37 protein-coding genes are annotated in these 25,971 nt (G+C 60.2%); 35 read left to right on the top strand and 2 right to left on the bottom strand.

The genetic code is table 11. The features are described from left to right. Positions 1-118: 118 nt before the first annotated feature. The 33 genes from fusA to dsbD all read left to right on the top strand — a co-directional run bounded on the left by fusA (position 119) and on the right by dsbD (position 20,632). A complete protein-coding gene (gene fusA / locus QCE49_RS12150) occupies positions 119-2,221 on the top strand; it encodes an elongation factor G (RefSeq protein WP_008343818.1) in 2,103 nt (700 codons plus the stop codon). 69 nt (positions 2,222-2,290) lie between these two features. Beyond that, positions 2,291-3,481, top strand: a complete 1,191-nt coding sequence (tuf, locus tag QCE49_RS12145; RefSeq protein ID WP_008343820.1) for an elongation factor Tu — start codon at positions 2,291-2,293, stop codon at positions 3,479-3,481. A 145-nt stretch (positions 3,482-3,626) separates the two neighbouring features. Further along, positions 3,627-3,938: a 30S ribosomal protein S10 gene (rpsJ, locus tag QCE49_RS12140; protein ID WP_006998489.1), complete on the top strand. Its 312-nt coding sequence runs from the start codon at positions 3,627-3,629 to the stop codon at positions 3,936-3,938. Positions 3,939-4,187: 249 nt separating this feature from the next. Beyond that, positions 4,188-4,847 (top strand): 50S ribosomal protein L3, encoded by a 660-nt coding sequence (gene rplC / locus QCE49_RS12135; RefSeq protein ID WP_008343843.1) that lies wholly within the window; start codon positions 4,188-4,190, stop codon positions 4,845-4,847. Continuing rightward, complete coding sequence (rplD, locus tag QCE49_RS12130; protein WP_008343845.1) at positions 4,847-5,467, top strand: 50S ribosomal protein L4; 621 nt, start codon at positions 4,847-4,849, stop codon at positions 5,465-5,467. The genes rplC and rplD overlap by 1 nt, the downstream gene beginning before the upstream one ends. Beyond that, a complete protein-coding gene (rplW, locus tag QCE49_RS12125; RefSeq protein ID WP_008343846.1) occupies positions 5,464-5,778 on the top strand; it encodes a 50S ribosomal protein L23 in 315 nt (104 codons plus the stop codon). The genes rplD and rplW overlap by 4 nt, the downstream gene beginning before the upstream one ends. A gap of 2 nt (positions 5,779-5,780) precedes the next feature. Further along, positions 5,781-6,608, top strand: coding sequence for a 50S ribosomal protein L2 (rplB, locus tag QCE49_RS12120; RefSeq protein ID WP_008343849.1), 828 nt, complete (start codon positions 5,781-5,783; stop codon positions 6,606-6,608). Positions 6,609-6,618: 10 nt separating this feature from the next. Beyond that, positions 6,619-6,894, top strand: coding sequence for a 30S ribosomal protein S19 (gene rpsS, locus QCE49_RS12115; protein ID WP_008343850.1), 276 nt, complete (start codon positions 6,619-6,621; stop codon positions 6,892-6,894). Positions 6,895-6,906: 12 nt separating this feature from the next. Next, positions 6,907-7,236, top strand: a complete 330-nt coding sequence (gene rplV, locus QCE49_RS12110; protein WP_007730533.1) for a 50S ribosomal protein L22 — start codon at positions 6,907-6,909, stop codon at positions 7,234-7,236. A gap of 10 nt (positions 7,237-7,246) precedes the next feature. Beyond that, a complete protein-coding gene (rpsC, locus tag QCE49_RS12105; RefSeq protein ID WP_008343851.1) occupies positions 7,247-8,041 on the top strand; it encodes a 30S ribosomal protein S3 in 795 nt (264 codons plus the stop codon). A gap of 2 nt (positions 8,042-8,043) precedes the next feature. Next, positions 8,044-8,460: a 50S ribosomal protein L16 gene (gene rplP, locus QCE49_RS12100; protein ID WP_008343852.1), complete on the top strand. Its 417-nt coding sequence runs from the start codon at positions 8,044-8,046 to the stop codon at positions 8,458-8,460. A gap of 10 nt (positions 8,461-8,470) precedes the next feature. Beyond that, a complete protein-coding gene (rpmC, locus tag QCE49_RS12095) occupies positions 8,471-8,665 on the top strand; it encodes a 50S ribosomal protein L29 (protein WP_008343853.1) in 195 nt (64 codons plus the stop codon). Then, on the top strand, positions 8,662-8,934 hold the full coding sequence (gene rpsQ, locus QCE49_RS12090) for a 30S ribosomal protein S17 (RefSeq protein ID WP_008343854.1): 273 nt from the start codon (positions 8,662-8,664) through the stop codon (positions 8,932-8,934). The genes rpmC and rpsQ overlap by 4 nt, the downstream gene beginning before the upstream one ends. Before the next feature lie 302 nt (positions 8,935-9,236). Then, positions 9,237-9,605, top strand: a complete 369-nt coding sequence (gene rplN / locus QCE49_RS12085) for a 50S ribosomal protein L14 (protein ID WP_006998478.1) — start codon at positions 9,237-9,239, stop codon at positions 9,603-9,605. A 9-nt stretch (positions 9,606-9,614) separates the two neighbouring features. Further along, complete coding sequence (rplX, locus tag QCE49_RS12080) at positions 9,615-9,923, top strand: 50S ribosomal protein L24 (RefSeq protein WP_008343860.1); 309 nt, start codon at positions 9,615-9,617, stop codon at positions 9,921-9,923. Positions 9,924-9,937: 14 nt separating this feature from the next. After that, positions 9,938-10,477 carry a 50S ribosomal protein L5 gene (gene rplE, locus QCE49_RS12075; protein ID WP_008343862.1) on the top strand — a complete coding sequence of 180 codons (540 nt, stop codon included), beginning with the start codon at positions 9,938-9,940 and terminating at the stop codon, positions 10,475-10,477. Positions 10,478-10,484: 7 nt separating this feature from the next. After that, entirely contained in the window at positions 10,485-10,790 is a 306-nt protein-coding gene (gene rpsN / locus QCE49_RS12070; protein ID WP_008343864.1) for a 30S ribosomal protein S14, read from the top strand. Positions 10,791-10,804: 14 nt separating this feature from the next. Next, positions 10,805-11,200: a 30S ribosomal protein S8 gene (rpsH, locus tag QCE49_RS12065; RefSeq protein WP_008343866.1), complete on the top strand. Its 396-nt coding sequence runs from the start codon at positions 10,805-10,807 to the stop codon at positions 11,198-11,200. A gap of 18 nt (positions 11,201-11,218) precedes the next feature. Further along, positions 11,219-11,749 (top strand): 50S ribosomal protein L6, encoded by a 531-nt coding sequence (gene rplF, locus QCE49_RS12060; protein WP_008343868.1) that lies wholly within the window; start codon positions 11,219-11,221, stop codon positions 11,747-11,749. Positions 11,750-11,761: 12 nt separating this feature from the next. Continuing rightward, positions 11,762-12,127 (top strand): 50S ribosomal protein L18, encoded by a 366-nt coding sequence (rplR, locus tag QCE49_RS12055; RefSeq protein WP_062608727.1) that lies wholly within the window; start codon positions 11,762-11,764, stop codon positions 12,125-12,127. A gap of 14 nt (positions 12,128-12,141) precedes the next feature. Further along, positions 12,142-12,660 (top strand): 30S ribosomal protein S5, encoded by a 519-nt coding sequence (rpsE, locus tag QCE49_RS12050; protein ID WP_008343875.1) that lies wholly within the window; start codon positions 12,142-12,144, stop codon positions 12,658-12,660. A gap of 10 nt (positions 12,661-12,670) precedes the next feature. Then, positions 12,671-12,853, top strand: coding sequence for a 50S ribosomal protein L30 (gene rpmD / locus QCE49_RS12045; protein ID WP_006400644.1), 183 nt, complete (start codon positions 12,671-12,673; stop codon positions 12,851-12,853). 29 nt (positions 12,854-12,882) lie between these two features. Next, positions 12,883-13,317, top strand: a complete 435-nt coding sequence (rplO, locus tag QCE49_RS12040; protein ID WP_008343934.1) for a 50S ribosomal protein L15 — start codon at positions 12,883-12,885, stop codon at positions 13,315-13,317. Positions 13,318-13,358: 41 nt separating this feature from the next. Beyond that, positions 13,359-14,705: a preprotein translocase subunit SecY gene (gene secY, locus QCE49_RS12035; protein ID WP_008343935.1), complete on the top strand. Its 1,347-nt coding sequence runs from the start codon at positions 13,359-13,361 to the stop codon at positions 14,703-14,705. Positions 14,706-14,713: 8 nt separating this feature from the next. Further along, positions 14,714-14,932 (top strand): translation initiation factor IF-1, encoded by a 219-nt coding sequence (gene infA / locus QCE49_RS12030; RefSeq protein WP_004521905.1) that lies wholly within the window; start codon positions 14,714-14,716, stop codon positions 14,930-14,932. A gap of 20 nt (positions 14,933-14,952) precedes the next feature. After that, entirely contained in the window at positions 14,953-15,069 is a 117-nt protein-coding gene (gene rpmJ, locus QCE49_RS12025) for a 50S ribosomal protein L36 (RefSeq protein WP_004199844.1), read from the top strand. Between the two features lie 41 nt (positions 15,070-15,110). After that, positions 15,111-15,476, top strand: a complete 366-nt coding sequence (rpsM, locus tag QCE49_RS12020; protein WP_008344037.1) for a 30S ribosomal protein S13 — start codon at positions 15,111-15,113, stop codon at positions 15,474-15,476. A gap of 28 nt (positions 15,477-15,504) precedes the next feature. Then, a complete protein-coding gene (gene rpsK, locus QCE49_RS12015) occupies positions 15,505-15,909 on the top strand; it encodes a 30S ribosomal protein S11 (RefSeq protein ID WP_006052224.1) in 405 nt (134 codons plus the stop codon). A gap of 160 nt (positions 15,910-16,069) precedes the next feature. After that, entirely contained in the window at positions 16,070-16,693 is a 624-nt protein-coding gene (gene rpsD, locus QCE49_RS12010) for a 30S ribosomal protein S4 (protein ID WP_008344042.1), read from the top strand. A 134-nt stretch (positions 16,694-16,827) separates the two neighbouring features. After that, positions 16,828-17,805, top strand: coding sequence for a DNA-directed RNA polymerase subunit alpha (locus QCE49_RS12005; protein ID WP_008344045.1), 978 nt, complete (start codon positions 16,828-16,830; stop codon positions 17,803-17,805). A 138-nt stretch (positions 17,806-17,943) separates the two neighbouring features. Continuing rightward, positions 17,944-18,339, top strand: a complete 396-nt coding sequence (rplQ, locus tag QCE49_RS12000) for a 50S ribosomal protein L17 (RefSeq protein WP_008344047.1) — start codon at positions 17,944-17,946, stop codon at positions 18,337-18,339. Between the two features lie 147 nt (positions 18,340-18,486). Continuing rightward, positions 18,487-18,819, top strand: a complete 333-nt coding sequence (gene cutA, locus QCE49_RS11995) for a divalent-cation tolerance protein CutA (RefSeq protein ID WP_250459045.1) — start codon at positions 18,487-18,489, stop codon at positions 18,817-18,819. Continuing rightward, positions 18,812-20,632: a protein-disulfide reductase DsbD gene (gene dsbD, locus QCE49_RS11990; protein WP_250459043.1), complete on the top strand. Its 1,821-nt coding sequence runs from the start codon at positions 18,812-18,814 to the stop codon at positions 20,630-20,632. The genes cutA and dsbD overlap by 8 nt, the downstream gene beginning before the upstream one ends. Before the next feature lie 36 nt (positions 20,633-20,668). Here dsbD and hemB read toward each other — a convergent pair whose 3' ends face one another. Together hemB and yihA are read right to left on the bottom strand one after the other, a co-directional pair. Next, a complete protein-coding gene (gene hemB, locus QCE49_RS11985) occupies positions 20,669-21,667 on the bottom strand; it encodes a porphobilinogen synthase (protein ID WP_008344053.1) in 999 nt (332 codons plus the stop codon). Between the two features lie 254 nt (positions 21,668-21,921). Next, positions 21,922-22,584 carry a ribosome biogenesis GTP-binding protein YihA/YsxC gene (gene yihA / locus QCE49_RS11980; RefSeq protein WP_008344055.1) on the bottom strand — a complete coding sequence of 221 codons (663 nt, stop codon included), beginning with the start codon at positions 22,582-22,584 and terminating at the stop codon, positions 21,922-21,924. Positions 22,585-22,885: 301 nt separating this feature from the next. Here yihA and QCE49_RS11975 point away from each other — a divergent pair, with 301 nt between their 5' ends. After that, on the top strand, positions 22,886-23,560 hold the full coding sequence (locus QCE49_RS11975; RefSeq protein WP_239295394.1) for a cytochrome c: 675 nt from the start codon (positions 22,886-22,888) through the stop codon (positions 23,558-23,560). 176 nt (positions 23,561-23,736) lie between these two features. Continuing rightward, positions 23,737-25,968, top strand: a complete 2,232-nt coding sequence (locus QCE49_RS11970; RefSeq protein WP_250435271.1) for a cytochrome c biogenesis protein ResB — start codon at positions 23,737-23,739, stop codon at positions 25,966-25,968. Positions 25,969-25,971: the final 3 nt, after the last annotated feature.

Here is a 25,971-nt window from a genome sequence, read left to right as displayed (position 1 = left end):
CTCCCGCTCACCGGGCAAACGGAAAATCAGGGCGGGTGCGCTAGTTTTGGCGCCTCGCCCGTTTGTGTTAGGACGCGGCCGGTATTTCGCCGGCGCGTCGACCGAAAAAGGATCCAAAGTGGCTCGCAAGACACCTATCGAGCGCTACCGCAATATCGGTATTAGCGCTCACATCGACGCCGGCAAGACGACGACGACCGAGCGCATCCTGTTCTACACGGGCGTGAACCACAAGATCGGTGAAGTTCACGACGGCGCAGCAACGATGGACTGGATGGAGCAGGAGCAGGAGCGCGGCATCACCATCACGTCGGCTGCTACCACGGCCTTCTGGAAGGGCATGGGCGGCAACTACCCCGAGCACCGCATCAACATCATCGACACGCCGGGACACGTCGACTTCACGATCGAAGTGGAACGCTCGATGCGCGTTCTCGACGGCGCGTGCATGGTCTACTGCGCAGTGGGCGGCGTGCAGCCGCAGTCGGAAACCGTGTGGCGCCAGGCGAACAAGTACAAGGTTCCCCGTCTCGCGTTCGTCAACAAGATGGACCGTACCGGCGCGAACTTCTTCAAGGTCTATGACCAACTGAAGAACCGCCTGAAGGCGAACCCGGTTCCCGTCGTCGTGCCGATCGGCGCTGAAGAAAACTTCAAGGGCGTCGTCGACCTCCTGAAGATGAAAGCGATCATTTGGGACGAAGCATCGCAAGGCACGAAGTTCGACTACGTCGACATCCCGGCCGAACTCGTTGACACGTGCAACGAGTGGCGCGAGAAGATGATCGAGTCGGCTGCGGAAGCCAGCGAAGAGCTGATGGAAAAGTACCTCGGCGGCGAAGAGCTGAGCGAAGCGGAGATCGTCAAGGCGATCCGCGACCGGACCATCGCGTGCGAAATCCAGCCGATGCTGTGCGGCACCGCGTTCAAGAACAAGGGCGTGCAGCGCATGCTCGACGCCGTGATCGACTTCCTGCCGTCGCCGGTCGACATTCCCCCGGTTACGGGCGAACTCGAAAGCGGTGAAAAGGCCGAGCGTCGCGCAGCCGACGACGAGAAGTTCTCGTCGCTGGCGTTCAAGATCATGACGGACCCGTTCGTCGGTCAGCTGATCTTCTTCCGCGTGTACTCGGGCGTCGTGAATTCGGGTGACACCGTGCTGAACGCGACCAAGGACAAGAAGGAACGTCTGGGCCGTATTCTGCAGATGCACGCGAACCAGCGCGAAGAAATCAAGGAAGTTCGCGCGGGCGACATCGCCGCGGCCGTCGGCCTGAAGGAAGCGACCACGGGCGACACGCTGTGCGATCCGCAGCACCCGATCGTTCTGGAACGCATGATTTTCCCGGAACCGGTGATTTCGCAGGCAGTCGAGCCGAAGACGAAGGCTGACCAGGAAAAGATGGGCCTGGCGCTGAACCGTCTCGCGCAGGAAGACCCGTCGTTCCGCGTCCAGACGGACGAAGAATCGGGCCAGACCATCATTTCGGGCATGGGCGAGCTCCACCTCGAAATTCTGGTCGACCGCATGAAGCGCGAATTCAACGTGGAAGCGACCGTCGGCAAGCCGCAGGTTGCATACCGCGAAACGATCCGCACGACGGCGGCAGACGTCGACGGCAAGTTCGTCAAGCAGTCGGGTGGTCGCGGCCAGTACGGTCACGCGGTCATCACGCTCGAGCCGAACGAGCAGGGCAAGGGCTACGAGTTCCTGGACGAGATCAAGGGCGGTGTGATTCCGCGCGAATACATCCCGGCAGTGGACAAGGGCATCCAGGAAACGCTGAAGTCGGGCGTGCTGGCTGGCTTCCCGGTTGTGGACGTGAAGGTTCACCTGACGTTCGGTTCGTACCACGACGTCGACTCGAACGAAAACGCGTTCCGCATGGCCGGTTCGATGGCCTTCAAGGAAGCAATGCGCAAGGCAAGCCCGGTCATCCTCGAACCGATGATGGCTGTGGAAGTCGAAACGCCTGAAGACTACATGGGCAACGTGATGGGCGATTTGTCGGGCCGTCGCGGTATCGTCCAGGGCATGGAAGACATGGTTGGCGGCGGCAAGATCGTCCGCGCCGAAGTGCCGCTGTCGGAAATGTTCGGCTACTCGACCTCGCTGCGTTCGCTGACGCAAGGCCGTGCAACGTACACGATGGAATTCAAGCACTATGCTGAAGCTCCGCGTAACGTCGCCGACGCGATCATCAACGCCAAGGGTAAGTAATTCCCGCAAGTAATTCGGCGCAAGCCACAAGCTTTAAACCGATAACCAAACTTTTGAACGAAGGTAATCATGGCAAAAGGTAAATTCGAGCGGACCAAGCCGCACGTGAACGTGGGCACGATCGGTCACGTTGACCACGGCAAGACCACGCTGACGGCAGCGATCACGACGGTTCTCACGCAGAAGTTCGGCGGCGAAGCGAAGGCGTACGACCAGATCGACGCAGCGCCGGAAGAAAAGGCGCGCGGTATTACCATCAACACCGCGCACGTCGAGTACGAAACGGCTAACCGCCACTACGCACACGTCGACTGCCCGGGCCACGCCGACTACGTGAAGAACATGATCACGGGCGCCGCGCAGATGGACGGCGCAATCCTGGTGTGTTCGGCTGCTGACGGCCCGATGCCGCAAACGCGTGAGCACATCCTGCTGGCCCGTCAGGTTGGCGTGCCGTACATCATCGTGTTCCTGAACAAGTGCGACATGGTGGACGACGCCGAGCTGCTCGAGCTCGTCGAAATGGAAGTGCGCGAACTGCTGTCGAAGTACGACTTCCCGGGCGACGACACCCCGATCATCAAGGGTTCGGCCAAGCTGGCGCTGGAAGGCGACAAGGGCGAGCTGGGCGAAGTGGCGATCATGAACCTGGCCGACGCGCTGGATTCGTACATCCCGACGCCGGAGCGTGCAGTTGACGGCGCGTTCCTGATGCCGGTGGAAGACGTGTTCTCGATCTCGGGTCGCGGCACGGTGGTGACGGGTCGCGTCGAGCGCGGCATCGTCAAGGTCGGCGAGGAAATCGAAATCGTCGGTATCAAGCCGACGGTGAAGACGACCTGCACGGGCGTGGAAATGTTCCGCAAGCTGCTCGACCAAGGTCAGGCAGGCGACAACGTCGGTATCCTGCTGCGCGGCACGAAGCGTGAAGACGTGGAGCGCGGCCAGGTTCTGGCCAAGCCGGGTTCGATCACGCCGCACACGCACTTCACGGCTGAAGTGTACGTGCTGAGCAAGGACGAAGGCGGCCGTCACACGCCGTTCTTCAACAACTACCGTCCGCAGTTCTACTTCCGTACGACGGACGTGACCGGCTCAATCGAGCTGCCGAAGGACAAGGAAATGGTGATGCCGGGCGACAACGTGTCGATCACGGTCAAGCTGATCGCTCCGATCGCCATGGAAGAAGGCCTGCGCTTCGCAATCCGCGAAGGCGGCCGTACCGTCGGCGCCGGTGTCGTGGCGAAGATTATCGAGTAAGATATCGGGCTTGCTCGATTGAACTCGAAGTAAAGCAGTAGCAGTATCGACCGGGACCGGGCGTTCGCTCTCCGCGAGCGCTCGGTCCCACGCTCTTTTGCCAATGTGCGGTGCAATACCGCCTCGCTCTTTTCAAGGAATCGTCATGCAGAACCAGAAAATCCGCATTCGTCTGAAGGCTTTCGACTATCGCCTGATCGATCAATCGGCAGCCGAGATCGTCGACACGGCGAAGCGGACCGGCGCGATCGTTCGTGGCCCGGTGCCGCTGCCGACGCGTATTCAGCGTTTTGACATCCTGCGTTCGCCGCACGTCAACAAGACGTCGCGCGACCAGCTCGAAATCCGTACCCACCAGCGCCTGATGGACATCGTCGATCCGACGGACAAGACCGTCGACGCGCTGATGAAGCTCGACCTGCCGGCAGGCGTCGACGTCGAAATCAAGCTGCAGTAAGTCCAAAAGCTCCGCTGGCGTGCCAGACGGAGCTAAGTCTTTGATTGCTTGCAGGATTCGAAAAGCCTTGTTATACTCCAAGGCTTTTCGCGCCTATGCGCATGCAAAGGCGCAAGAAAGTGGTGCAAGAAAGTGGTGCAAGAAAGTGGTGCAAGAAAGTGGTGCAAGAATAGCCGACCCAGTTTCTCGTAACGAAGCCGGCATTTGTAAATCAGCCCCGACCAATCGCAGTTGGGAATGGAGAAAACGATGAGCCTTGGACTCGTAGGTCGCAAGGTTGGCATGACCCGTATCTTCACGCCTGAGGGGGATTCGATCCCCGTCACCGTGCTGGACGTGTCGGACAACCGCGTGACGCAGATCAAGACCGTTGAAACGGATGGTTATACCGCCGTTCAGGTTGCATTCGGTACTCGCCGCGCATCGCGCGTGACGAAGCCGTTGGCGGGCCACCTCGCCAAAGCCGGCGTTCAAGCCGGTGAAATCCTCAAGGAATTCCATATCGATGCGGCCAAGGCAGGTGAACTGTCGAATGGTGCCGTCGTCGGTACGGATATTTTCGAAGTCGGCCAGAAAGTTGACGTGCAAGGTACGTCGATCGGTAAGGGCTACGCCGGTACGATCAAGCGCTACAACTTCGCTTCGGGCCGCGCATCGCACGGTAACTCGCGTTCGCACAACGTTCCGGGTTCGATCGGTATGGCGCAGGATCCGGGCCGCGTGTTCCCGGGCAAGCGCATGACCGGTCACCTCGGTGACGAGACCGTCACGGTCCAGAATCTCGAAATCGCCCGCATCGACGCTGAGCGCAATCTGCTGCTCGTCCGCGGTGCTGTTCCGGGTGCGAAGGGCGGCAAGGTCTTCGTGACCCCGGCCGTCAAGACGCGTGCTGTGAAAGGAGCGAAATAATGGAACTTAAGCTCCTGAATGCCAATGGTCAGGAAGGCGCTGGCGTGAACGCATCGGACGTCGTGTTCGGTCGCGATTACAACGAAGCCCTGATTCACCAGGTCGTCGTCGCTTATCAGGCGAACGCACGTAGCGGCAACCGCGCGCAGAAGGACCGCGAGCAGGTCAAGCACACCACCAAGAAGCCGTGGCGTCAGAAAGGTACGGGCCGCGCTCGTGCCGGTATGTCGTCGAGCCCGTTGTGGCGCGGCGGTGGTCGTATCTTCCCGAATTCGCCGGAAGAAAACTTCTCGCACAAGGTCAACAAGAAGATGCATCGCGCGGGTCTCCGCTCGATTTTCTCGCAGTTGGCTCGCGAAGGCCGTATCGCCGTGGTCGAAGACTTCGTGCTCGAAGCCCCGAAGACCAAGCTGCTGGCCGAAAAATTCAAGGCAATGGGTCTCGACTCCGTGTTGGTTATCACCGATACGGTCGACGAAAACCTGTACCTCGCGTCGCGCAACCTGGCCCACGTGGCGGTTGTCGAGCCGCGTTACGCCGACCCGCTCTCGCTGATCTACTTCAAGAAGGTTCTGATCACGAAGGCTGCGGTCGCTCAGATCGAGGAGTTGCTGTCATGAGCGAGATTCGCAAAAACGATCATCGTTTGATGCAAGTTCTGCTCGCGCCGGTGATCTCCGAAAAGGCGACGCTGGTTGCCGACAAGAACGAACAAGTCGTGTTCGAAGTCGCGCCGGACGCCACGAAGCAGGAAGTCAAGGCTGCTGTCGAGCTGCTGTTCAAGGTCGAAGTCAATTCCGTCAACGTGCTCGTCACGAAGGGCAAGGCAAAGCGCTTTGGCCGCTTCAACGGCAAGCGCAAGGACGTGAAGAAGGCGTACGTCTGCCTGAAGCCCGGCCAGGAAATCAACTTTGAAGCGGAGGCCAAGTAATCATGGCAATCGTGAAAGTTAAGCCGACCTCGCCGGGTCGCCGCGCGATGGTCAAGATCGTCAACAAGGATCTGCACAAGGGCAAGCCGCACGCAGCGCTGCTCGACACGCAATCCAAGTCGGCGGGCCGTAACAACAACGGCCGTATCACCACGCGTCACCAAGGTGGTGGTCACAAGCAGCACTACCGTATCGTCGATTTCCGTCGCAACAAGGACGGCATTCCGGCGAAGGTCGAACGTCTCGAGTACGACCCGAACCGTAGCGCGAACATCGCGCTGGTTCTGTACGCAGACGGCGAGCGTCGCTACATCATCGCGCCGAAGGGCGTGGCGGTCGGCGCGCAACTGATGTCCGGTTCGGAAGCGCCGATCCGCGCAGGCAACGCTCTGCCGATCCGCAATATCCCGGTCGGTACCACGATCCACTGCATCGAAATGCTGCCGGGCAAGGGCGCGCAAATCGCGCGTTCGGCTGGTACGTCGGCAATGCTGCTGGCGCGCGAAGGCGTCTACGCTCAAGTGCGTCTGCGTTCGGGCGAAATCCGCCGCGTGCACGTCGAGTGCCGCGCAACGATCGGTGAAGTCGGCAACGAAGAGCACAGCCTCCGTCAAATCGGTAAGGCCGGTGCGAACCGCTGGCGCGGTATCCGTCCGACGGTGCGTGGTGTTGCAATGAACCCGGTCGATCACCCGCACGGCGGTGGTGAAGGTAAGACGGCTGCAGGTCGCGATCCGGTGAGCCCGTGGGGCACGCCGACGAAGGGTTATCGCACCCGCAGCAACAAGCGCACGACGACGATGATCGTCCAGCGCCGTCACAAGCGTTAAGGAGTAGGCAATGACACGTTCTGCTAAAAAAGGTCCGTTCTGCGACGCTCATTTGCTGAAGAAGGTTGAGGCGGCTGCATCGACGCGTGACAAGAAGCCGATCAAGACCTGGTCGCGTCGTTCGACGATTCTGCCGGACTTCATCGGTCTGACGATCGCTGTTCACAACGGTCGCCAACACGTTCCGGTGTACGTCACGGAAAACATGGTCGGCCACAAGCTTGGCGAGTTCGCACTGACCCGTACGTTCAAGGGTCACGCGGCCGACAAGAAGGCCAAGAAATAAGGGGCAATCAAGATGGAAGTGAAAGCAATTCATCGCGGTGCCCGCATCTCGGCGCAGAAAACGCGCCTTGTGGCTGACCAGATTCGTGGTTTGCCGGTCGACAAGGCGCTGAACGTCCTGACGTTCTCGCCGAAGAAGGCGGCGGGTATCGTCAAGAAGGTCGTGCTGTCTGCGATCGCGAATGCGGAACACAACGAAGGCGCCGACATCGACGAGCTCAAGATCACGAGCATCTACGTCGACAAGGCTGCTTCGCTGAAGCGTTTCACCGCACGCGCAAAGGGTCGTGGTAACCGCATCGAGAAGCAATCCTGTCACATCACTGTGACGGTCGGGAATTAAGGAGCCAACGATGGGACAGAAAATTCATCCGACTGGCTTCCGTTTGGCCGTCAGCCGCAATTGGGCTTCGCGCTGGTATGCGAACAACAACAATTTCGCGGCGATGTTGCAGGAAGACATCGGTGTTCGTGAATACCTGAAGAAGAAGCTGAAGAACGCTTCGGTTGGTCGCGTCGTCATCGAGCGTCCGGCGAAGAACGCGCGCATCACGATTTACAGCTCGCGTCCGGGCGTTGTCATCGGCAAGAAGGGCGAGGACATCGAATCGCTGAAGGCTGAACTGCAGAAGCGCATGGGCGTTCCGGTTCACGTCAACATCGAAGAGATTCGCAAGCCGGAAACGGACGCGCAACTGATCGCCGATTCCATCACGCAGCAGCTCGAGCGCCGGATCATGTTCCGCCGTGCGATGAAGCGCGCGATGCAAAACGCGATGCGTCTTGGTGCACAAGGCATCAAGATCATGAGCGCGGGTCGTCTGAACGGTATCGAAATCGCTCGTACCGAGTGGTATCGCGAAGGTCGCGTGCCCCTCCATACGCTGCGTGCGGATATCGACTACGCGACGTCCGAAGCGAAGACCACGTACGGCATCATCGGCGTGAAGGTGTGGGTCTACAAGGGCGATACCCTGGGCCGCAACGAAGCGCCGGTCGTGGAAGAAGTGGCGGAAGAAAAGCGTCCGCGCCGCAACGCACGTCCGGGTGGCGATCGCCGTCCGCGCCGTGACGGTGAAGGCGCTCCGGGCGGCGCGCGTCGTGGCGCACCCCGTCGCGCTGGCGGTGACGCGAAGACTGGAGAATAACGATGCTGCAACCGAAACGCAGAAAGTATCGCAAAGAGCAGAAAGGTCGTAACACCGGTAAGGCGACGCGCGGCAACGCGGTGTCGTTCGGTGAATACGGTCTGAAGGCTATCGGTCGCGGCCGTTTGACCGCGCGTCAAATCGAAGCGGCGCGTCGTGCAATGACGCGTCACATCAAGCGTGGCGGCCGGATCTGGATCCGTATCTTCCCGGACAAGCCGATTTCGCAAAAGCCGGCCGAAGTGCGTATGGGTAACGGTAAGGGTAACCCTGAGTACTACGTCGCTGAAATTCAACCGGGCAAGATGCTGTACGAAATGGACGGTGTCTCCGAAGAACTGGCGCGCGAAGCGTTCCGTCTGGCGGCAGCCAAGCTGCCGCTCAAGACGAACTTCGTGGTCCGTCAGCTCGGCGCCTAAGGAGTAAATGATGAAGGCAACTGAACTTCGCCAAAAAGACCAGGCCGCGCTCAACAAGGAGCTGTCGGATCTGCTCAAGGCGCAATTTGGCTTGCGTATGCAGCTCGCGACCCAGCAGCTCACGAACACGAGCCAGCTGAAGAAGGTCCGTCGCGACATCGCACGCGTGCGTACCGTCATGACCGAGAAGGCGAACCAGAAATGAACGATAGCGTAAAAACCTCGCTCAAGCGGACGCTGGTCGGCAAGGTCGTCAGCAACAAGATGGACAAGACGGTCACCGTGCTGGTCGAGCACCGCGTGAAGCATCCGATCTACGGCAAGTACGTCGTGCGTTCGAAGAAGTACCACGCGCATGACGACGCGAACACGTACAACGAAGGCGATCTCGTCGAAATCCAGGAAACTCGTCCGATTTCGAAGACGAAGGCCTGGGTTGTGTCGAAGCTGGTTGAAGCGGCTCGCGTGATCTAAAGCTGAAGTTGTAGTGCCGCGATGCTGTAAGTAGTTGTATCGCAGTAAGTTTCGCTTGCAAGACCGGGATTATTTGTTATAATCTCGGTCTTCCCTCTTTGTGGGAGCCCCGTCGCGGGCGAAATTGGTGGGGGAAGCCGGTTCGGGCGCTAGCCTGAGTCGACAGATTCACCGGATTGCGATGGCGGGTTTCGTCTGCCGTTGCTGCCTGTTCTAACCCAAGCAGCCATTTGGCTGACGGGACCAAGACTGACCGGCTGTGCCATGGTGGTGCAATCGGATTAAGTTGGGAAAGATAAACCATGATCCAGACCGAAACTCGGCTTGAAGTGGCCGACAACACGGGTGCGCGTGAAGTCATGTGCATCAAGGTGCTCGGCGGCTCGAAGCGTCGTTACGCAAGCATTGGCGACATCATCAAGGTGACCGTCAAGGAAGCGACGCCGCGCGGACGCGTGAAAAAGGGCGAAATCTACAACGCCGTGGTCGTTCGTACGGCCAAGGGCGTGCGTCGCCAGGATGGCTCGCTCATCAAGTTTGACGGCAATGCCGCCGTTCTGCTGAACACGAAGCTCGAGCCGATCGGCACGCGTATTTTCGGGCCGGTTACGCGTGAACTGCGTAGCGAACGATTCATGAAGATCGTTTCGCTCGCTCCGGAAGTGCTGTAAGGAGTCGCGATGAACAAGATTCGCAAGGGTGACGAAGTCATCGTCACCACCGGCAAGGACAAGGGCAAGCGCGGCACCGTGCTGGCCGTTGCGGACGACCGTGTCACCGTCGAGGGCATCAACCTCGTCAAGAAGCACGTGAAGCCGAACCCGATGAAGGGTACGACGGGCGGTGTGGAAGCCAAAACGATGCCGCTGCATATTTCGAACGTCGCATTGGTCGACGCGAATGGCAAGGCATCGCGTGTGGGCATCAAGGTCGAAGACGGCAAGAAGGTTCGCTTCTTGAAGTCGACCGGCGCCACGCTTAACGCCTGACGCGGAGTTAAAAAATGGCTCGTCTGCAAGAGATTTACAAAGAAAAGGTTGTGCCGGAACTGGTTGAAAAGTTCGGCTACAAGTCGATTATGGAAGTGCCGCGCCTCACCAAGATCACCCTGAATATGGGGCTTGGCGAAGCCGTCGCTGACAAGAAGGTGCTTGAGCACGCCGTTGGTGACCTCACGAAGATCGCGGGCCAAAAGCCCGTCATCACCAAGTCGCGCAAGGCAATCGCTGGTTTCAAGATCCGCGAAGGCTACCCGATTGGCACGATGGTTACCCTGCGTGGCAATGCCATGTACGAATTCCTGGACCGTTTCGTGACGGTTGCGCTGCCTCGCGTGCGCGACTTCCGCGGTGTGTCGGGCAAGGCGTTCGACGGCCGTGGTAACTACAACATCGGTGTGAAAGAGCAAATCATTTTCCCCGAAATCGACTACGACAAGATCGACGCGCTGCGTGGGCTGAACATCAGCATCACGACCACCGCGAAGACCGACGAAGAAGCAAAGGCATTGCTCGCCGGCTTCAAGTTCCCGTTCAGAAACTGAGGTTACCGTGGCTAAACTGGCACTGATCGAACGTGAAAAGAAGCGCGCGCGCCTGGCAGCCAAGTACGCTCCGAAGCGTGCTGAGCTGAAGGCTGTGATCGACGACGCAAGCAAGTCGGACGAAGAGCGTTACCTCGCGCGTCTGGCACTGCAACAACTGCCGCGTAACTCGAACCCCACTCGCAAGCGTAACCGCTGCGCGATCACGGGTCGTCCGCGTGGCACGTTCCGCAAGTTCGGACTCGCACGCGGCAAGATTCGTGAAATCGCTTTCCGCGGCGAAATCCCTGGCCTGACCAAGGCGAGCTGGTAATAGGAGAAACATAAATGAGCATGAGTGATCCTATCGCCGATATGCTGACTCGCATCCGCAATGCGCAGATGGTCGAGAAGGTTTCGGTGACTATGCCCTCGTCGAAAGTCAAGGTTGCGATTGCGCAGGTTTTGAAGGACGAAGGTTATATCGACGACTTCGCAGTCAAGTCGGAAGGTGCGAAGACGGAATTGAACATCGCGTTGAAGTACTACGCTGGCCGTCCGGTTATCGAGCGCCTCGAGCGCGTATCGAAGCCCGGTCTGCGCGTGTACCGCGGTCGCAATGACATCCCGACCGTGATGAACGGCCTGGGCGTTGCAATCGTGTCGACGCCGAAGGGTGTGATGACCGACCGCAAGGCGCGCCAGAACGGCGTCGGTGGCGAAGTCATCTGCTACGTCGCTTAACGCCTAAGGAGAAGAAACATGTCTCGAGTAGGTAAAAGCCCGATCGCGCTGCAAGGCGCGGAAGTGGCCATCAAGAGCGACGTCATCACCGTGAAGGGTCCGCTCGGCACGATCTCGCAACCGGTCAACAAGCTGGTTGCCGTGACGAACGAAGACGGCACGTTGAAGCTGGCTCCGACGGATGAAAGCCGCGAAGCGAACGCGATGTCCGGCACGATGCGCGCCCTCCTGGCGAACATGGTGCAAGGCGTCACCAAGGGTTTCGAGCGCAAGCTGACGCTGGTTGGCGTCGGTTATCGTGCGCAAGCGCAAGGCGACAAGCTGAACCTGTCGCTGGGTTTCTCGCACCCCGTGGTGCACCAGATGCCGGAAGGCGTCAAGGCTGAAACCCCGTCGCAGACCGAAATCGTGATCAAGGGGATCGACAAGCAGAAAGTCGGACAGACCGCAGCAGAAGTGCGCGGCTATCGTCCGCCCGAGCCGTACAAGGGCAAGGGCGTGCGCTATTCCGACGAGGTCGTGATCCTCAAAGAAACGAAGAAGAAGTAAGGGTGCGCAATCATGGATAAGACTCAATCTCGCCTGCGCCGCGCTCGTCAGACGCGTATCAAGATCGCTGAGCTGCAGGTTCCGCGTCTGGCCGTGCATCGCACGAATACGCATATCTACGCGCAAGTGTTCTCGGCATGCGGCACGAAGGTCGTGGCAAGCGCCTCGACGCTGGAAGCTGAAGTGCGCGCTCAACTGGCCGACAAGTCGGGCAAGGGCGGCAACGTCAACGCCGCGACCTTGATCGGCAAGCGTATCGCCGAAAAGGCCAAGGCTGCCGGCATCGAATCCGTCGCCTTTGACCGCTCGGGTTTCCGCTACCACGGCCGCGTGAAGGCGCTGGCTGATGCGGCGCGTGAAGCCGGGCTCAAGTTCTAAGGGAAGAATTCGTCATGGCAAAGATGCAAGCGAAAGTTCAGGCTGACGAACGCGACGACGGCCTGCGCGAAAAGATGATTTCGGTCAACCGCGTGACCAAGGTCGTGAAGGGTGGCCGTATTCTCGGCTTCGCCGCACTGACCGTGGTTGGCGACGGTGACGGCCGGATCGGCATGGGCAAGGGCAAGGCCAAGGAAGTTCCGGTTGCCGTTCAAAAGGCAATGGAGCAGGCCCGCCGCAACATGTTCAAGGTGCCCCTGAAGAACGGCACGCTGCAACACGAAGTGCACGGCAAGCACGGCGCATCGGCGGTTCTCCTCGCTCCGGCGAAGGACGGTACCGGCGTGATCGCTGGCGGCCCGATGCGCGCAGTGTTCGACGTGATGGGCGTTCAAAACGTTGTGGCCAAGAGCCACGGTTCGACGAACCCGTACAACCTCGTTCGTGCGACGCTGGACGGCCTGCGCAAGCAGTCGACCCCGGCAGACATCGCTGCGAAGCGTGGTAAGTCCGTCGAAGACATTCTGGGCTAAGGTGGTCACCATGTCTGAAAAAACTGTCAAGGTTCAGCTCGTCAAGAGCCTGATCGGGACCCGCGAATCGCACCGCGCAACGGTGCGTGGCCTCGGCCTGCGTCGCCTGAACTCGGTTTCCGAGCTGCAGGACACGCCGGCAGTGCGCGGGATGATCAACAAGGTCTCGTACCTCGTTAAGGTCATCGCCTAAGCGCGACCTACGGATCCAAGGAGTTGAACATGGAATTGAATAACCTGAAGCCGGCGGAAGGCGCGAAGCACGCTAAGCGTCGCGTCGGTCGCGGTATCGGTTCGGGCCTCGGCAAGACCGCTGGCCGCGGCCACAAGGGTCAGAAATCGCGTTCGGGCGGCTTTCACAAAGTCGGCTTCGAAGGCGGTCAGATGCCTCTGCAGCGTCGTCTGCCGAAGCGCGGCTTCACCTCGCTGACGAAGGAATTCGTCGGTGAAGTGCGCCTGGCTGATCTCGAGAAGCTGCCGGTCGACGAAATCGATCTGTTGGCGTTGAAGCAAGCGGGTCTGGTCGGCGAGCTCATCAAGAGCGCGAAGATCATCAAGACCGGCGAGATCACGCGCAAGGTCACGGTGAAGGGCCTGACGGCAACGAAGGGCGCCCGTGAGGCAATCGAAGCCGCTGGCGGCTCTTTCGCCGAGTAACGCGCTTTCGCCGTTACTAGCACTAGCATCGGAGAAGGTACTTGGCTAACAGCCCGAGTCTCGCAAAAACCGGTCGAAGCGCGGCGAAATTCGGCGATCTGCGCCGGCGTGCAGTGTTCCTGCTGCTTGCGCTGATCGTCTACCGCATTGGGGCGCATATTCCGGTGCCCGGCATCGATCCGGATCAACTGGCGAAGCTGTTCCAGAGCCAGTCGGGCGGCATCCTTGGCATGTTCAACATGTTCTCGGGTGGCGCACTGTCGCGGTTCACGATCTTTGCGCTGGGCATCATGCCCTACATTTCGGCGTCGATCATCATGCAGTTGCTGTCGATCGTGTCGCCGCAGATGGAGGCGCTGAAGAAGGAAGGGCAGGCGGGACAACGTAAGATCACGCAGTACACGCGTATTTTCACGGTGGTTCTGGCGACCTTCCAGGCGTTCGGTATCGCGGTCGCGCTGGAAAACCAGCCGGCTCTGGTGCTGGACCCCGGCATGGTGTTCCGGCTGACGACGGTCGTCACGCTCGTGACGGGCACGATGTTCCTGATGTGGCTCGGTGAGCAGATCACGGAGCGCGGTCTCGGCAACGGCATCTCGATCATCATCTTCGGTGGTATCGCAGCGGGTTTCCCGAACGCGATCGGTGGTCTGTTCGAGCTGGTTCGCACCGGTTCGATGAGCATCATCTCGGCGATCATCATCGTGGTCTTGATCGCGGCGGTCACGTATCTGGTCGTGTTCATCGAACGCGGTCAGCGCAAGATCCTCGTGAACTATGCGAAGCGCCAGGTCGGTAACAAGATTTACGGCGGACAGTCGTCTCATCTGCCGCTGAAGTTGAACATGTCGGGTGTGATTCCGCCGATCTTCGCGTCGTCGATCATCCTCTTCCCGGCAACCATCCTGAACTGGTTCAGTTCGGGTACGCGCACCAACTGGTTCGCGAACACGCTGCACAACGTGGCCGAGGCGCTGAAGCCCGGTCAACCCGTGTACGTGCTGCTGTATGCGTTGGCGATCGTCTTCTTCTGCTTCTTCTACACCGCATTGGTGTTCAACAGCCGGGAGACCGCCGACAACTTGAAGAAGAGCGGTGCTTTCGTTCCGGGTATCCGTCCGGGCGATCAGACTGCACGATATATCGACCGCATCCTCACGCGTCTTACGCTGGCTGGTGCGATCTACATCGTATTCGTGTGCCTGCTGCCTGAGTTTCTGGTGTTGCGCTGGAACGTGCCGTTTTATTTTGGTGGAACGTCGCTGCTGATCATTGTCGTCGTCACGATGGACTTCATGGCTCAGGTGCAGTCGTACGTTATGTCGCAACAATATGAATCGCTGCTCAAGAAGGCAAACTTCAAGGGTGGCAACGTCCCGATGCGTTAATAAGGACTATGGCCAAAGACGATGTTATCCAGATGCAGGGTGAGGTCATCGAAAACCTTCCCAACGCTACTTTCCGGGTGAAATTGGAAAATGGCCATGTCGTCCTGGGACATATTTCCGGAAAGATGCGGATGCACTACATCCGCATCCTGCCGGGCGACAAGGTTACGGTTGAATTGACGCCTTACGATCTGTCTCGTGCACGGATCGTGTTCCGGGCGAAGTGATTTGAAAAAAGGGTAATATCATGAAAGTGATGGCATCGGTTAAGCGCATTTGCCGCAATTGCAAGATCATCAAGCGCAAGGGCGTTGTGCGCGTGATTTGCAGCTCTGATCCGCGCCACAAACAGCGTCAAGGCTGAACGCCGCGCTTTTGCTTGCGCTTTTTGTTTGAGGAAAAACAATGGCTCGTATCGCAGGGGTTAACATCCCGAATCACCAGCATACCGAGATCGGCCTGACGGCAATCTTCGGCATCGGCCGCACGCGTTCGCGTGGCATCTGCACCGCTGCTGGCGTGGAATTTTCGAAGAAGGTCAAAGACCTTACCGACGCAGACCTCGAAAAGCTGCGTGACGAAGTGGGCAAGTTCATCGTCGAAGGCGACCTGCGCCGTGAAGTGACGATGAACATCAAGCGCCTGATGGACTTGGGTTGCTACCGCGGCATGCGCCATCGCAAGGGCCTGCCCCTGCGTGGCCAGCGTACGCGCACGAATGCCCGTACGCGCAAGGGTCCGCGTCGTGCAGCGCAATCGCTGAAGAAGTAAGCGGAACTGACAGTTACAGGAAAACGTAATGGCTAAGGCTTCGAACAACTCCGCGGCGCAACGCGTTCGCAAGAAGGTCAAGAAGAACGTCGCCGAGGGCGTGGTTCACGTTCACGCGTCGTTCAACAACACCATTATCACGATCACCGACCGTCAAGGTAACGCGCTGGCATGGGCGACCTCGGGTGGTCAGGGCTTCAAGGGCTCGCGTAAGTCGACGCCCTTCGCAGCTCAGGTCGCAGCCGAATCGGCTGGTCGCGTGGCAATGGAATACGGCGTGAAGAACCTCGAAGTGCGGATCAAGGGCCCCGGTCCTGGCCGCGAATCGGCGGTGCGCGCGTTGCATGGTCTTGGCATCAAGATCACCGCGATCTCCGACGTGACGCCGGTCCCGCACAACGGCTGCCGTCCGCCGAAGCGCCGTCGTATCTAATACGTCGACGCAACCGCATGTTGCCTGTCGATGCGCGAGTATCGGCGGGTTTCGTGCGTTAGTAAGTTTTGACTAAGCCCACCGTTCGGCCCAAAGGGTTCGGACTAGCGCAGACTGAAGTTCAACGGAAGTTTGCGTGATCAATATTTAAGGATGCAACGTGGCACGCTATACCGGTCCCAAAGCAAAGCTGTCCCGCCGTGAAGGCACTGATCTGTTCCTGAAGAGCGCACGCCGCTCCCTCGCCGACAAGTGCAAGCTCGACAGCAAGCCCGGCCAGCACGGCCGCACCTCGGGCGCGCGTACGTCCGACTACGGTACCCAGTTGCGCGAAAAGCAGAAAGTGAAGCGTATCTACGGTGTGCTGGAGCGTCAGTTCCGCCGCTACTTCGCTGAAGCCGACCGCCGCAAGGGCCCGACGGGCGAAAACCTGCTGCAATTGCTCGAGTCGCGTCTCGACAACGTCGTGTATCGCATGGGCTTCGGCTCGACGCGCGCTGAAGCACGTCAGCTCGTGAGCCACAAGGCGATCATGGTGAACGGCCAAGTCGCGAACATCCCGTCGCTGCAAGTGAAGTCGGGCGACGTCGTGTCCGTGCGCGAGCAGTCGCGCAAGCAGGCTCGTATCGTCGAAGCTCTCTCGCTGGCGCAGCAAGGCGGCATGCCGAGCTGGGTGTCGGTCGACGAGAAGAAGTTCGAAGGCACGTTCAAGTCGATGCCCGAGCGTAGCGACATCGCCGGCGACATCAACGAAAGCCTGATCGTCGAATTGTATTCGCGTTAATCGCGGCGGTAATGGATGGACAGCCGGGGAGCCTGATTGCTCGTGGCAAGAGGTGGCCTCGGCTGTTTATTTTCAGGTTGTCACCGGTCAGCCTTATCGGTGTAACGAGCCGAGGGTATTGAAAAGGAAAACCTATGCAAACCAGTTTGTTGAAGCCCAAGATCATTGCAGTTGAATCGCTTGGTGAGAACCATGCGAAAGTGGTTATGGAGCCGTTCGAACGCGGCTATGGCCACACCTTGGGTAACGCGCTTCGGCGCGTGCTGCTGTCGTCGATGATCGGCTACGCGCCGACAGAAGTGACGATCGCAGGCGTCGTGCACGAATACTCGACGCTCGATGGTGTGCAAGAGGATGTGGTCAACCTGCTGTTGAACCTGAAGGGTGTCGTCTTCAAGCTGCACAACCGCGACGAAGTCACGGTGACGCTGCGCAAGGAAGGCGAAGGCGTTGTCACGGCCGGCGATATCGAACTCGCGCACGACTGCGAGGTCATCAATCCGGAACACGTGATCGCTCACCTGTCGAAGGGCGGCAAGCTCGACGTTCAGATCAAGATCGAAAAGGGCCGCGGCTACGTGCCGGGCAACGTGCGTCGGTATGGCGAAGAGTCGGCCAAGATCATCGGCCGCATCGTGCTGGACGCGTCGTTCTCGCCGGTTCGCCGCGTGAGCTACGCCGTCGAAAGCGCACGTGTCGAACAGCGCACCGACCTCGACAAGCTCGTGATGAACATCGAGACCAACGGCGTGATTTCGCCGGAAGAAGCGATCCGCCAGTCGGCTCGCATTCTGGTCGATCAGCTGTCGGTGTTCGCCGCACTGGAAGGCACGGAAGCGGCAGCAGAAGCACCGTCGCGCGCACCGCAGATCGACCCGATCTTGCTGCGTCCGGTGGACGATCTCGAACTCACGGTTCGCTCGGCGAACTGCCTGAAGGCCGAGAACATCTACTACATCGGCGACCTGATCCAGCGCACGGAAAACGAGCTGCTGAAGACGCCGAACCTCGGCCGCAAGTCGCTGAACGAAATCAAGGAAGTGCTGGCTTCGCGCGGTCTGACGCTCGGTATGAAGCTCGAAAACTGGCCGCCGGCCGGGTTGGACAAGTAATACCAAACGCAGTCGCGTAACTTGGCAAAGACGCGGATTTTGCTTTAAAATCCGCGTCTTGCTTTTACCTGACCGGCCCGTGCACCCAAATTAGGGTGCAATAGAAGAGCTGGATCAAAACTCGTTAAAGGAACTGAAATGCGTCATAAGCATGGTCTGCGGAAACTGAACCGCACGAGCAGCCATCGTCTGGCAATGCTCCGCAATATGTCGAACTCGCTGATCGAGCACGAAGTCATCAAGACGACGCTGCCGAAGGCCAAGGAACTGCGCAAGGTCGTCGAGCCCCTCATCACGCTGGGCAAGAAGCCGTCGCTCGCGAACCGTCGTCTGGCGTTCAACCGCCTGCGCGATCGTGATTCCGTCGCGAAGCTGTTCGACGTCCTCGGCCCGCGCTACGCGAACCGCCCGGGCGGCTACCTGAGCATCCTGAAGTTCGGTTTCCGCGTCGGCGATAACGCCCCGATGGCGCTGGTCCAACTGATGGATCGCCCGGAAGTCGAAGAGACGGAAGAAGTGCAAGAAGCGGAATAAATCCCGTTTTCGGTTGTTACCAGAAAGGCCAGGCTTAGAGCTTGGCCTTTTTGCTTTCTGGCTGCGACATTTCAGCGCGCCGAGGCGTAAAAGTGAGTGTCAGCCGCCGATGCTACGATACGCAATTAACCTCTCGGAGCACGCCGAGTGAACGTCCCCGTCGTTTTGATGCTGTCCACGCTGCCCGACGCCGCCGCAGCCGATGCGCTCGCGCATGCGGCGCTGGACGCGCGGCTCGCGGCGTGCGTGACGAATCTCGGCGCCGTGTCGTCGCAATATCACTGGAAGGGCGTGCTGGAGTCGTCGCAGGAAGTGCAGTTGTTGTTCAAGACGAGCGTCGCGCGCAGCGCAGAATTGCAGCGCTTCGTCGAGGCTCGACATCCGTATGAAACGCCCGAAATCCTCGTCTGGCAGGTCGATGCATCGCCGGGATACGGCCAGTGGGTCAACGCAGAAACGCAGCGTCCTCTTCATGTTTGAGTTTTCTCGCCTTGTCACGCGGCGACTTTTCGGCGCGTTTCTCTTCCTGGCGGCGTTCGCGCTGCTGTCGGGCGCCGCGCGCGCAGCCGACGATTTCCTCGATCCCGACGTCGCGTTCAAATTCAGCGCATCCGAAAAGCCGGGCGAAGTGGACGTGCGCTACAAGATCGCCGACGGCTACTACATGTACCGTGAGCGTTTCGCGTTCGCGGTGAAGAGCGGCGACGCGACCATCGGCGCGGCGCAACTTCCGGCGGGCAAAGTTCATTTCGATCAGACGTTCAACAAGGACGTCGAGACGTATCGCGGCGAACTGATCATCCGTATTCCGGTGACGAAAGCGAACGGGCCGTTCGAGCTCGCGGTGACGTCGCAGGGTTGCGCGGATGGCGGCATCTGCTATCCGCCGATGGAGAAGGCCTACCGTGTGCGCGGCGACGCGCTCCAGCCCGCGGGCGCGGCGCCGACTGCGACGACGAGCGCAAACACCGGCGACACCTGGTTCGAGCGCGCGACCAGCGCCGACTACGCGCAATCGATGCTCGAGGGCGGCGGATTCTTCACAGTCGTCGGACTCTATTTCCTTGCCGGCATGGTGCTGAGCCTCCTGCCATGCTCGTATCCGATGATCCCGATTCTGTCCGCGATCATCGTCGGCGAAGGCGCGCGTGTGACGCGTTCGCGCGGATTCGCATTGTCGGTTTCGTACGTGATCGGCATGGCGCTCGTCTATACTGCGCTCGGCGTCGCTGCCGCGTTGATCGGACAAAGCCTCGGCGCGTGGCTGCAGAACCCGTGGGTGCTCGGCGCGTTCGGCCTGCTGCTCGCGGCGTTCGCCATCGCGTTGATCTCGGGCGTCGATATCGCGCTGCCCGCGCGCTGGCAAGCGGGCGTCAACGAAGCATCGCAGAAGCGCAGCGGCGGCAAGTTCGCGGCAGTCGCGGCGATGGGCGCGCTGTCCGCGCTCGTGGTCGGCGCGTGCATGACTGCGCCACTTTTCGCGGTGCTCGCGTTCATCGCGCACACCGGCAACGCTGCGCTCGGCGGCGCCGCGCTCTTCGCAATGGGCATCGGACTGGGCGTGCCGCTGCTCGTCATCGGGCTCGGCGCGGGTTCGGTTCTGCCGCGCGCCGGTGCGTGGATGGACGGCGTGAAGGTCTTCTTCGGCGTCGTGCTGCTCGCGGCCGCGCTGTGGATCGTCTGGCCGGTCATCGGCGGCGTTGCGCAGATGCTGCTCGCGGCGCTATGGCTGCTGATCGCGGCGGCATCGCTCGGATTGTTCTCGTCGGGCGCGGCGGCGCCTGTCGGTGTGTGGAAGCGGCTCGGGCGCGGGCTCGGAGCGGCATTCGCGATCTGGGCGGCGACGCTGCTCGTCGGATTGGCGGCGGGTTCGACAGATCCGCTGCGCCCGCTCGCCGTGCTGGCTTCCCGCAGCGAGACGTCGGCGAATGCGCAATCGCAGGGCCTGATCTTCGCGCCGGTGCGTTCATCGGCGGAACTGGACTCGGCGGTGAAAGCGGCGGCGCGTCCCGCGATGCTCGATTTCTACGCGGACTGGTGCGTGTCGTGCAAGGAAATGGAGAAGCTGACTTTCTCCGACGCCCGTGTGCAAGCGCGCCTCGCGCAACTGAATCTTCTGCGCGCGGACGTGACCGCCAACAACACGAACGATCAAATTCTCCTCAAGCGCTTCAAGCTTTTCGGGCCGCCGGGAATTATCTTCTTCGATGCGCAGGGCAACGAAGTCGCGCGCGTGGTCGGGTATGAATCGGCGGATACGTTCCTGAAGAGTCTCGATAAACTGAACGGATAAAAAAAGGGCGATGCACTCGCATCGCCCTTTTGGCGCTTACACGGAAGCGCGAATGATCCGCGCCGCATCCAGCGCGAAGTACGTTAGCACGCCGTCCGCGCCCGCGCGCTTGAACGCGAGCAGCGCTTCCATCATGACCTTGTCGTGATCGATCCAGCCGTTCTGCGCGGCCGCCTTGATCATCGCGTACTCGCCGCTCACCTGATACGCGTACGTCGGGAAGCGGAACTCGTCCTTCACGCGCCGCACGATGTCGAGGTACGGCATGCCCGGCTTGACCATCACCATGTCCGCGCCTTCCTCGATGTCCATGCGCACTTCGCGCATCGCTTCGTCCGAGTTGGCCGGGTCCATCTGATACGTCATCTTGTTGCTCTTGCCGAGATTCGCTGCGGAACCGACGGCGTCACGGAACGGGCCGTAGAACGCCGACGCGTACTTCGCCGCATACGCCATGATGCGCGTGTGGATGTGGCTTTCGCTTTCGAGCATCTCGCGGATCGCGCCGATGCGCCCGTCCATCATGTCCGACGGCGCGACGATATCCACGCCCGCTTCAGCTTGGGTGCGCGCCTGCTCGACGAGAATTTCGCTCGTTTCGTCGTTCTTCACGTAGCCTTCTTCGTCGAGCACGCCGTCCTGGCCGTGGCTCGTGTACGGATCGAGCGCGACGTCGGTCAGCACGCCGAGCATCGGGAAGTTCTTCTTCAGCTCGCGCACGGCGCGCGGAATGAGACCGTCCGGATTCGTGGCTTCGCGGCCATCGGGCGTCTTGATCGACGGTTCGATCGCCGGGAACAGCGACAGCACCGGCACGCCAAGTTCGACGCATTGCTCGGCGACTTTCATCAGCAAATCGACGGACGTGCGCTCGACGCCGGGCATCGACGGCACGGCCTGCCGCACATTCGTACCTTCGACGATGAACACGGGATAGATGAGGTCGTTCGTCGTGAGGATGTTTTCGCGCATCAGACGGCGCGAGAAGTCATCGCGGCGCATCCGGCGCGGGCGATGGTGAGGATAGAAGCTCATATTTCGACTCGAATTTGGGTGGTCTTCAGGGGAGGTCGAAAACGTGTTCCGAGACGCCTAAACCCTTGCCGAACAAGCACTTGGCTGCGTCTGAAACCGCTTTGAGACAATGGTATATCATACCGATCGAGCGAGGCGCTTGCCGCCGGACTCCCCGCTTCTCCTCCCTGAGCGGGTGCCTGTCGTTATTCGATTAGGCTATTAACCCGCCGTTATGCGGCGGGTTTTTTTATGCCGGCGCGCACGCGCCGCGCTCACTCGGCTGCGTCTTCTGACGCGTTTTCGCCGGCTTCTTCCGGTATCAGCCAGCTTTCGATCTGTTCGTGCGCCTCGTCGATGCCCGTCCGTTTGAGCGCGGAAAAGAGCTGCGCCGTGAGTTCGCCGCGATAGCCCGCGTCTTTATATTCGGCGAAGGATTTCTTGGTCGCACGCAGAGCGTTCGTCATCTCCTGTCGCGTCAATTTGTCGCATTTGGTGAGCAGCGCGTGAATCGGTTTTCCGGTCGGCGCGAACCAGTCGATCATGATGCGATCGAGGTCGGTGAGCGGCCGGCGCGAATCCATCATCAGGATCATGCCGCACAGTTGCGCGCGGCTTTGCAGGTACGTCGAAAGCAGCCGCTGCCAATGTTCCTTCGCGGCGCCCGGCACTTCGGCGTAACCGTATCCGGGAAGGTCGACGAGATAGCCGACCGGCGCGGCTTCCGGACCGACGGAGAAGTAATTGATGTGCTGCGTGCGCCCCGGCGTTTTACTCGCGAAAGCAAGCCGCTTCTGATTGCAGAGGATGTTGATCGCCGTCGATTTACCGGCGTTCGAGCGCCCCGCAAAAGCGATTTCGGGTTGCGGCGTCGGCGGCAGATCGCGCAGATGGTTGACGGTCGTGAAGAAGCGGGATTGATGAAGCAGGAATGACATGGGCGGGTCCAATCGAAAGCGCTGCGAAAACCGAAGCCTTGAGAACCCGGCAAATACTGGGCATGCCCCGACTGGCGTCTTTGCGTATAGCGGGTTATTGTACAATACGACGGATTTTTAAAGATCAGCGGGCACGCAAGACCCAAGCCGCAGGCGGCACCCACAAGGAGCGAGACAGTTTTCAGAGGCGTACTTTTGGGCCTCTTCGTTCAGCGAGTTCGGGTATCTTGCGGCGATGATCGGTCGCCGTCGTTTTTTGCAGAACCTCACATTCTCACAAGACGAAAAACAGGGTACGCGAATGAACCGACTGTACAGGTCTCTGGTGGTGATTCGGGCAGCGGCGGCTTTCGGTGCAGGTTTGAGCGGTCTGGCGGTATCGATGTCAGTGAGTGCGGCGGAGCCCGCGCAAGCGGCCAAGCCGGATGTGACGCGAGGCCAGGCTATCGCGACTCAGGTGTGCGCGGCGTGTCACGCGGCAGACGGCAACAGCGCCGGCGCGGCATTTCCGCGGCTCGCGGGGCAGCACGCCGAGTACATCGTCAAGCAGTTGAAGGATTACAAGACGCAGCCGGGTGCAAAGGCACCGGCGCGCAACAATCCGATCATGGCGGGCATCGCGGGCGCGCTATCGGATCAGGACATGGTGAACGTCGCGGCGTACTTCGCGTCGCAGAAGGCAAAGCCCAATTACGCGCGCGACAAGAACGACGTCGCGTTGGGCCAGAAGATCTACCGCGGCGGCATCGCGGACAAGGGCGTGCCGGCGTGTGCGGCGTGCCACGGCGCGACGGGCATGGGCATTCCGGTGCAGTATCCGCGGCTGTCGTGGCAGTGGGGCGATTACACAGTGGCGCAGTTGAACGCCTTCGCATCGGGACAACGCAACAACAGCGAGCCGATGCACCAGATTTCCTCGCGCCTGAACGAAGCGGAGATGAAGGCGGTCGCCGACTACATCGCCGGTTTGCATTGAACGCATAGCAGTCAGCGTCCAGCGGTTCTCCATGCAGAGACGGAGAATCGCCCATACTACGAAGCCGGTCCCGGACTATCCGAGAAGACCGGCGCGAAAACAAGAAAAGGGTGGGACGTCGGTCGACAAAGACCGCCAGCGTCTCCACCCTTTTTTGCTGTCCAGCCGGAGTTTGAATGAGCGTCACCACATCGGGTTTGCAGTCGAAGTCGAGCCGTCGGGCCATCAGGCATTTCGTCGAACTCGTCAGTTCGATGCGCTTCGCCATCGCATTGCTGGTCATTCTGGCGATCGCGAGCATCATCGGCACGGTGCTTACGCAGGACGATCCGTATCCCAACTACGTCAATCAGTTCGGCCCGTTCTGGGCGGACATCTTCCGTGGCTTGAGCATCTACACCGTGTACAGCGCATGGTGGTTCATGCTGATCCTGATTTTCCTCGTGATCTCGGTGTCGCTGTGCGTGATCCGAAACAGCCCGAAGATGATCGCGGACATCAAGAGCTGGAAGGATCGCGTGCACGAAGGCGGGCTGCGCGCGTTCCATCACAAGGGCGAGTTCACGGTCACGGCCGATCGCGCGCAGACCGCCGCGACGCTCGAACGCCTGTCCGCGAAGATGGGCTACCGCTTCAAGACGCGCGAGACCGACAACGGCGCGACGCTCATCACCGCCAAGCGCGGCGCGATGACCAAGATCGGCTATATCTCGGCGCATCTGGCGATCGTCGTGATCTGTATCGGCGGTCTGCTGGACAGCAATCTGCCCATCAAGCTGCAGATGTGGATGTTCAACAAGACGCCGATCAACAGCAACGCCGTCATCAACGACATTCCGCGCGAGCATCGTCTTTCAACGTCGAATCCGACTTTCCGCGGCTACGCATGGGTGCCCGAAGGGCAGTTCGTCGGCACGGCGATACTGAATCAGCAAGACGGCTCGATCATTCAGGACCTGCCGTTCTCGATTCAGCTCAATAAGTTCATCGTCGATTACTACTCGACCGGCATGCCGAAGCTCTTCGCGAGCGATATCGTCGTGATCGATCACAAGACAGGCAAGCGCATTCCGGCGCGCATCGAAGTGAACAAGCCGTTCACCTACGACGGCATTTCGATCTATCAATCGAGCTTTCAGGACGGCGGCTCGAAACTCGAAATGACCGCCTGGCCGATGACCGGCGGCAGCGCGAAGACCGCGCCGTTCAGCGGGACGATCGGCGGCACGGCGCCCATCGGCGCGCAGTTCGCGGGCGCGCAGGGCGAGACGGTCGAGTTCACGGATTTCCGCGCGATCAACGTCGAGAACATGACCGACGGCAGCGGCGCGCCCGACGCGCGCGGCGTCGGCAAGAAGGAAACGCTGCGCGATGCATTCGACGAGCGCCTCGGCTCAGGCGCCAAAACGTCGAGACCGACGGATCTGCGCAATATCGGCCCGTCGGTGCAATACAAGGTGCGCGGCACGGACGGCCAGGCGCGCGAATACAGCAACTACATGGTGCCCGTGGACGTGAGCGGCCAGCGTATGTTCCTCGCGGGCATGCGCCTGAGCCCGAACGATCCGTTCCGCTATCTGCGCATTCCCGCCGACGATCAGGGCACCGTCAAACAGTGGATGGACCTGCGCGCCGCGCTCGCGACGCCGGCGACGCGCGCCGAAGCCGCGCATCGTTTCGCGTTGCGTTCGGTGCCGCAGGAAAACGGTGAACTGCAGAAACATCTGGAGGAAAGCGCCGTCCGCGTGCTGAATCTTTTCGCAGGCGCCGATGAAACCGGCAAGGCGACGACGAATCCGCAGATGATTGGCGGTTTCCAGAGCATCGCGATGTTTATCGACAAATCGGTGCCGAAGGGCGAGCAGGAGAAAGCCGCCGGCCTGCTGATGAGGATGCTCGAAGGCGCGATGTGGGACGTATGGCAGATTTCCCGAGAGCAAAACGGCCAGCCCGCGGCTAAAGTGGACGATAAGAACGCCGCGTTCGTGCAATCGTCCATCAACGCGCTTTCCGACAGCTTTCTGTACGGTTCGCCGGTCTTTCTGCAACTGGACAACTTCAGGCAGGTGCAAGCTTCGGTATTCCAGTTGACGCGCGCGCCGGGTAAAAATCTGGTGTATCTTGGCAGCCTTCTGCTGGTCGTCGGCATTTTCGCGATGTTTTACGTGCGCGAACGCCGGCTCTGGTTCTGGCTCAAAGATACGGGCCAGGGCGGCGCGAGCGTGCTGATGGCGATGTCCACCGCCCGCCGCACGTTCGATTTCGAGAAAGAGTTCGTGCGTACGCGCGCGCAGATCGCAGCGGCGCTCGGCGTGAAGCCGGAAGTACCGGCCGATCCGTCCCCGGCGCAAAACGCGCACCGGCATTCGCAAACCGAGACCCCGAGCTCGGAAGTTTCAACACGGTAAGAT

The organism is Caballeronia sp. LZ008, assembly GCF_031451435.1.
Classification (GTDB): Bacteria; Pseudomonadota; Gammaproteobacteria; order Burkholderiales; family Burkholderiaceae; genus Caballeronia; species Caballeronia zhejiangensis.
The sequence above is the reverse complement of the archived record's forward strand: the minus strand, read 5'-3'. Positions and strand labels throughout refer to the sequence as shown.

Excerpts from the sequence above, each read along its gene's own strand:
- rpmD (WP_006400644.1), top strand. The coding sequence starts at position 12,671 with ATGTCTGAAAAAACTGTCAAGGTTCAGCTCGTCAAGAGCCTGATCGGG.
- rplC (WP_008343843.1), top strand. The coding sequence starts at position 4,188 with ATGAGCCTTGGACTCGTAGGTCGCAAGGTTGGCATGACCCGTATCTTC.
- rplN (WP_006998478.1), top strand. The coding sequence starts at position 9,237 with ATGATCCAGACCGAAACTCGGCTTGAAGTGGCCGACAACACGGGTGCG.
- rpsM (WP_008344037.1), top strand. The coding sequence starts at position 15,111 with ATGGCTCGTATCGCAGGGGTTAACATCCCGAATCACCAGCATACCGAG.
- infA (WP_004521905.1), top strand. The coding sequence starts at position 14,714 with ATGGCCAAAGACGATGTTATCCAGATGCAGGGTGAGGTCATCGAAAAC.
- rplX (WP_008343860.1), top strand. The coding sequence starts at position 9,615 with ATGAACAAGATTCGCAAGGGTGACGAAGTCATCGTCACCACCGGCAAG.
- rpsE (WP_008343875.1), top strand. The coding sequence starts at position 12,142 with ATGGCAAAGATGCAAGCGAAAGTTCAGGCTGACGAACGCGACGACGGC.
- rpsS (WP_008343850.1), top strand. The coding sequence starts at position 6,619 with ATGACACGTTCTGCTAAAAAAGGTCCGTTCTGCGACGCTCATTTGCTG.
- rpsQ (WP_008343854.1), top strand. The coding sequence starts at position 8,662 with ATGAACGATAGCGTAAAAACCTCGCTCAAGCGGACGCTGGTCGGCAAG.
- dsbD (WP_250459043.1), top strand. The coding sequence starts at position 18,812 with ATGTTTGAGTTTTCTCGCCTTGTCACGCGGCGACTTTTCGGCGCGTTT.
- rplO (WP_008343934.1), top strand. The coding sequence starts at position 12,883 with ATGGAATTGAATAACCTGAAGCCGGCGGAAGGCGCGAAGCACGCTAAG.
- tuf (WP_008343820.1), top strand. The coding sequence starts at position 2,291 with ATGGCAAAAGGTAAATTCGAGCGGACCAAGCCGCACGTGAACGTGGGC.
- rplV (WP_007730533.1), top strand. The coding sequence starts at position 6,907 with ATGGAAGTGAAAGCAATTCATCGCGGTGCCCGCATCTCGGCGCAGAAA.
- rpsC (WP_008343851.1), top strand. The coding sequence starts at position 7,247 with ATGGGACAGAAAATTCATCCGACTGGCTTCCGTTTGGCCGTCAGCCGC.
- QCE49_RS11970 (WP_250435271.1), top strand. The coding sequence starts at position 23,737 with ATGAGCGTCACCACATCGGGTTTGCAGTCGAAGTCGAGCCGTCGGGCC.
- QCE49_RS12005 (WP_008344045.1), top strand. The coding sequence starts at position 16,828 with ATGCAAACCAGTTTGTTGAAGCCCAAGATCATTGCAGTTGAATCGCTT.
- rplW (WP_008343846.1), top strand. The coding sequence starts at position 5,464 with ATGAGCGAGATTCGCAAAAACGATCATCGTTTGATGCAAGTTCTGCTC.
- rplF (WP_008343868.1), top strand. The coding sequence starts at position 11,219 with ATGTCTCGAGTAGGTAAAAGCCCGATCGCGCTGCAAGGCGCGGAAGTG.
- rpsK (WP_006052224.1), top strand. The coding sequence starts at position 15,505 with ATGGCTAAGGCTTCGAACAACTCCGCGGCGCAACGCGTTCGCAAGAAG.
- rplD (WP_008343845.1), top strand. The coding sequence starts at position 4,847 with ATGGAACTTAAGCTCCTGAATGCCAATGGTCAGGAAGGCGCTGGCGTG.
- QCE49_RS11975 (WP_239295394.1), top strand. The coding sequence starts at position 22,886 with ATGAACCGACTGTACAGGTCTCTGGTGGTGATTCGGGCAGCGGCGGCT.
- rplQ (WP_008344047.1), top strand. The coding sequence starts at position 17,944 with ATGCGTCATAAGCATGGTCTGCGGAAACTGAACCGCACGAGCAGCCAT.
- rplR (WP_062608727.1), top strand. The coding sequence starts at position 11,762 with ATGGATAAGACTCAATCTCGCCTGCGCCGCGCTCGTCAGACGCGTATC.
- yihA (WP_008344055.1), bottom strand. The coding sequence starts at position 22,584 with ATGTCATTCCTGCTTCATCAATCCCGCTTCTTCACGACCGTCAACCAT.
- rplE (WP_008343862.1), top strand. The coding sequence starts at position 9,938 with ATGGCTCGTCTGCAAGAGATTTACAAAGAAAAGGTTGTGCCGGAACTG.
- rpmC (WP_008343853.1), top strand. The coding sequence starts at position 8,471 with ATGAAGGCAACTGAACTTCGCCAAAAAGACCAGGCCGCGCTCAACAAG.
- rpsH (WP_008343866.1), top strand. The coding sequence starts at position 10,805 with ATGAGCATGAGTGATCCTATCGCCGATATGCTGACTCGCATCCGCAAT.
- rplP (WP_008343852.1), top strand. The coding sequence starts at position 8,044 with ATGCTGCAACCGAAACGCAGAAAGTATCGCAAAGAGCAGAAAGGTCGT.
- rpmJ (WP_004199844.1), top strand. The coding sequence starts at position 14,953 with ATGAAAGTGATGGCATCGGTTAAGCGCATTTGCCGCAATTGCAAGATC.
- hemB (WP_008344053.1), bottom strand. The coding sequence starts at position 21,667 with ATGAGCTTCTATCCTCACCATCGCCCGCGCCGGATGCGCCGCGATGAC.
- rpsJ (WP_006998489.1), top strand. The coding sequence starts at position 3,627 with ATGCAGAACCAGAAAATCCGCATTCGTCTGAAGGCTTTCGACTATCGC.
- rplB (WP_008343849.1), top strand. The coding sequence starts at position 5,781 with ATGGCAATCGTGAAAGTTAAGCCGACCTCGCCGGGTCGCCGCGCGATG.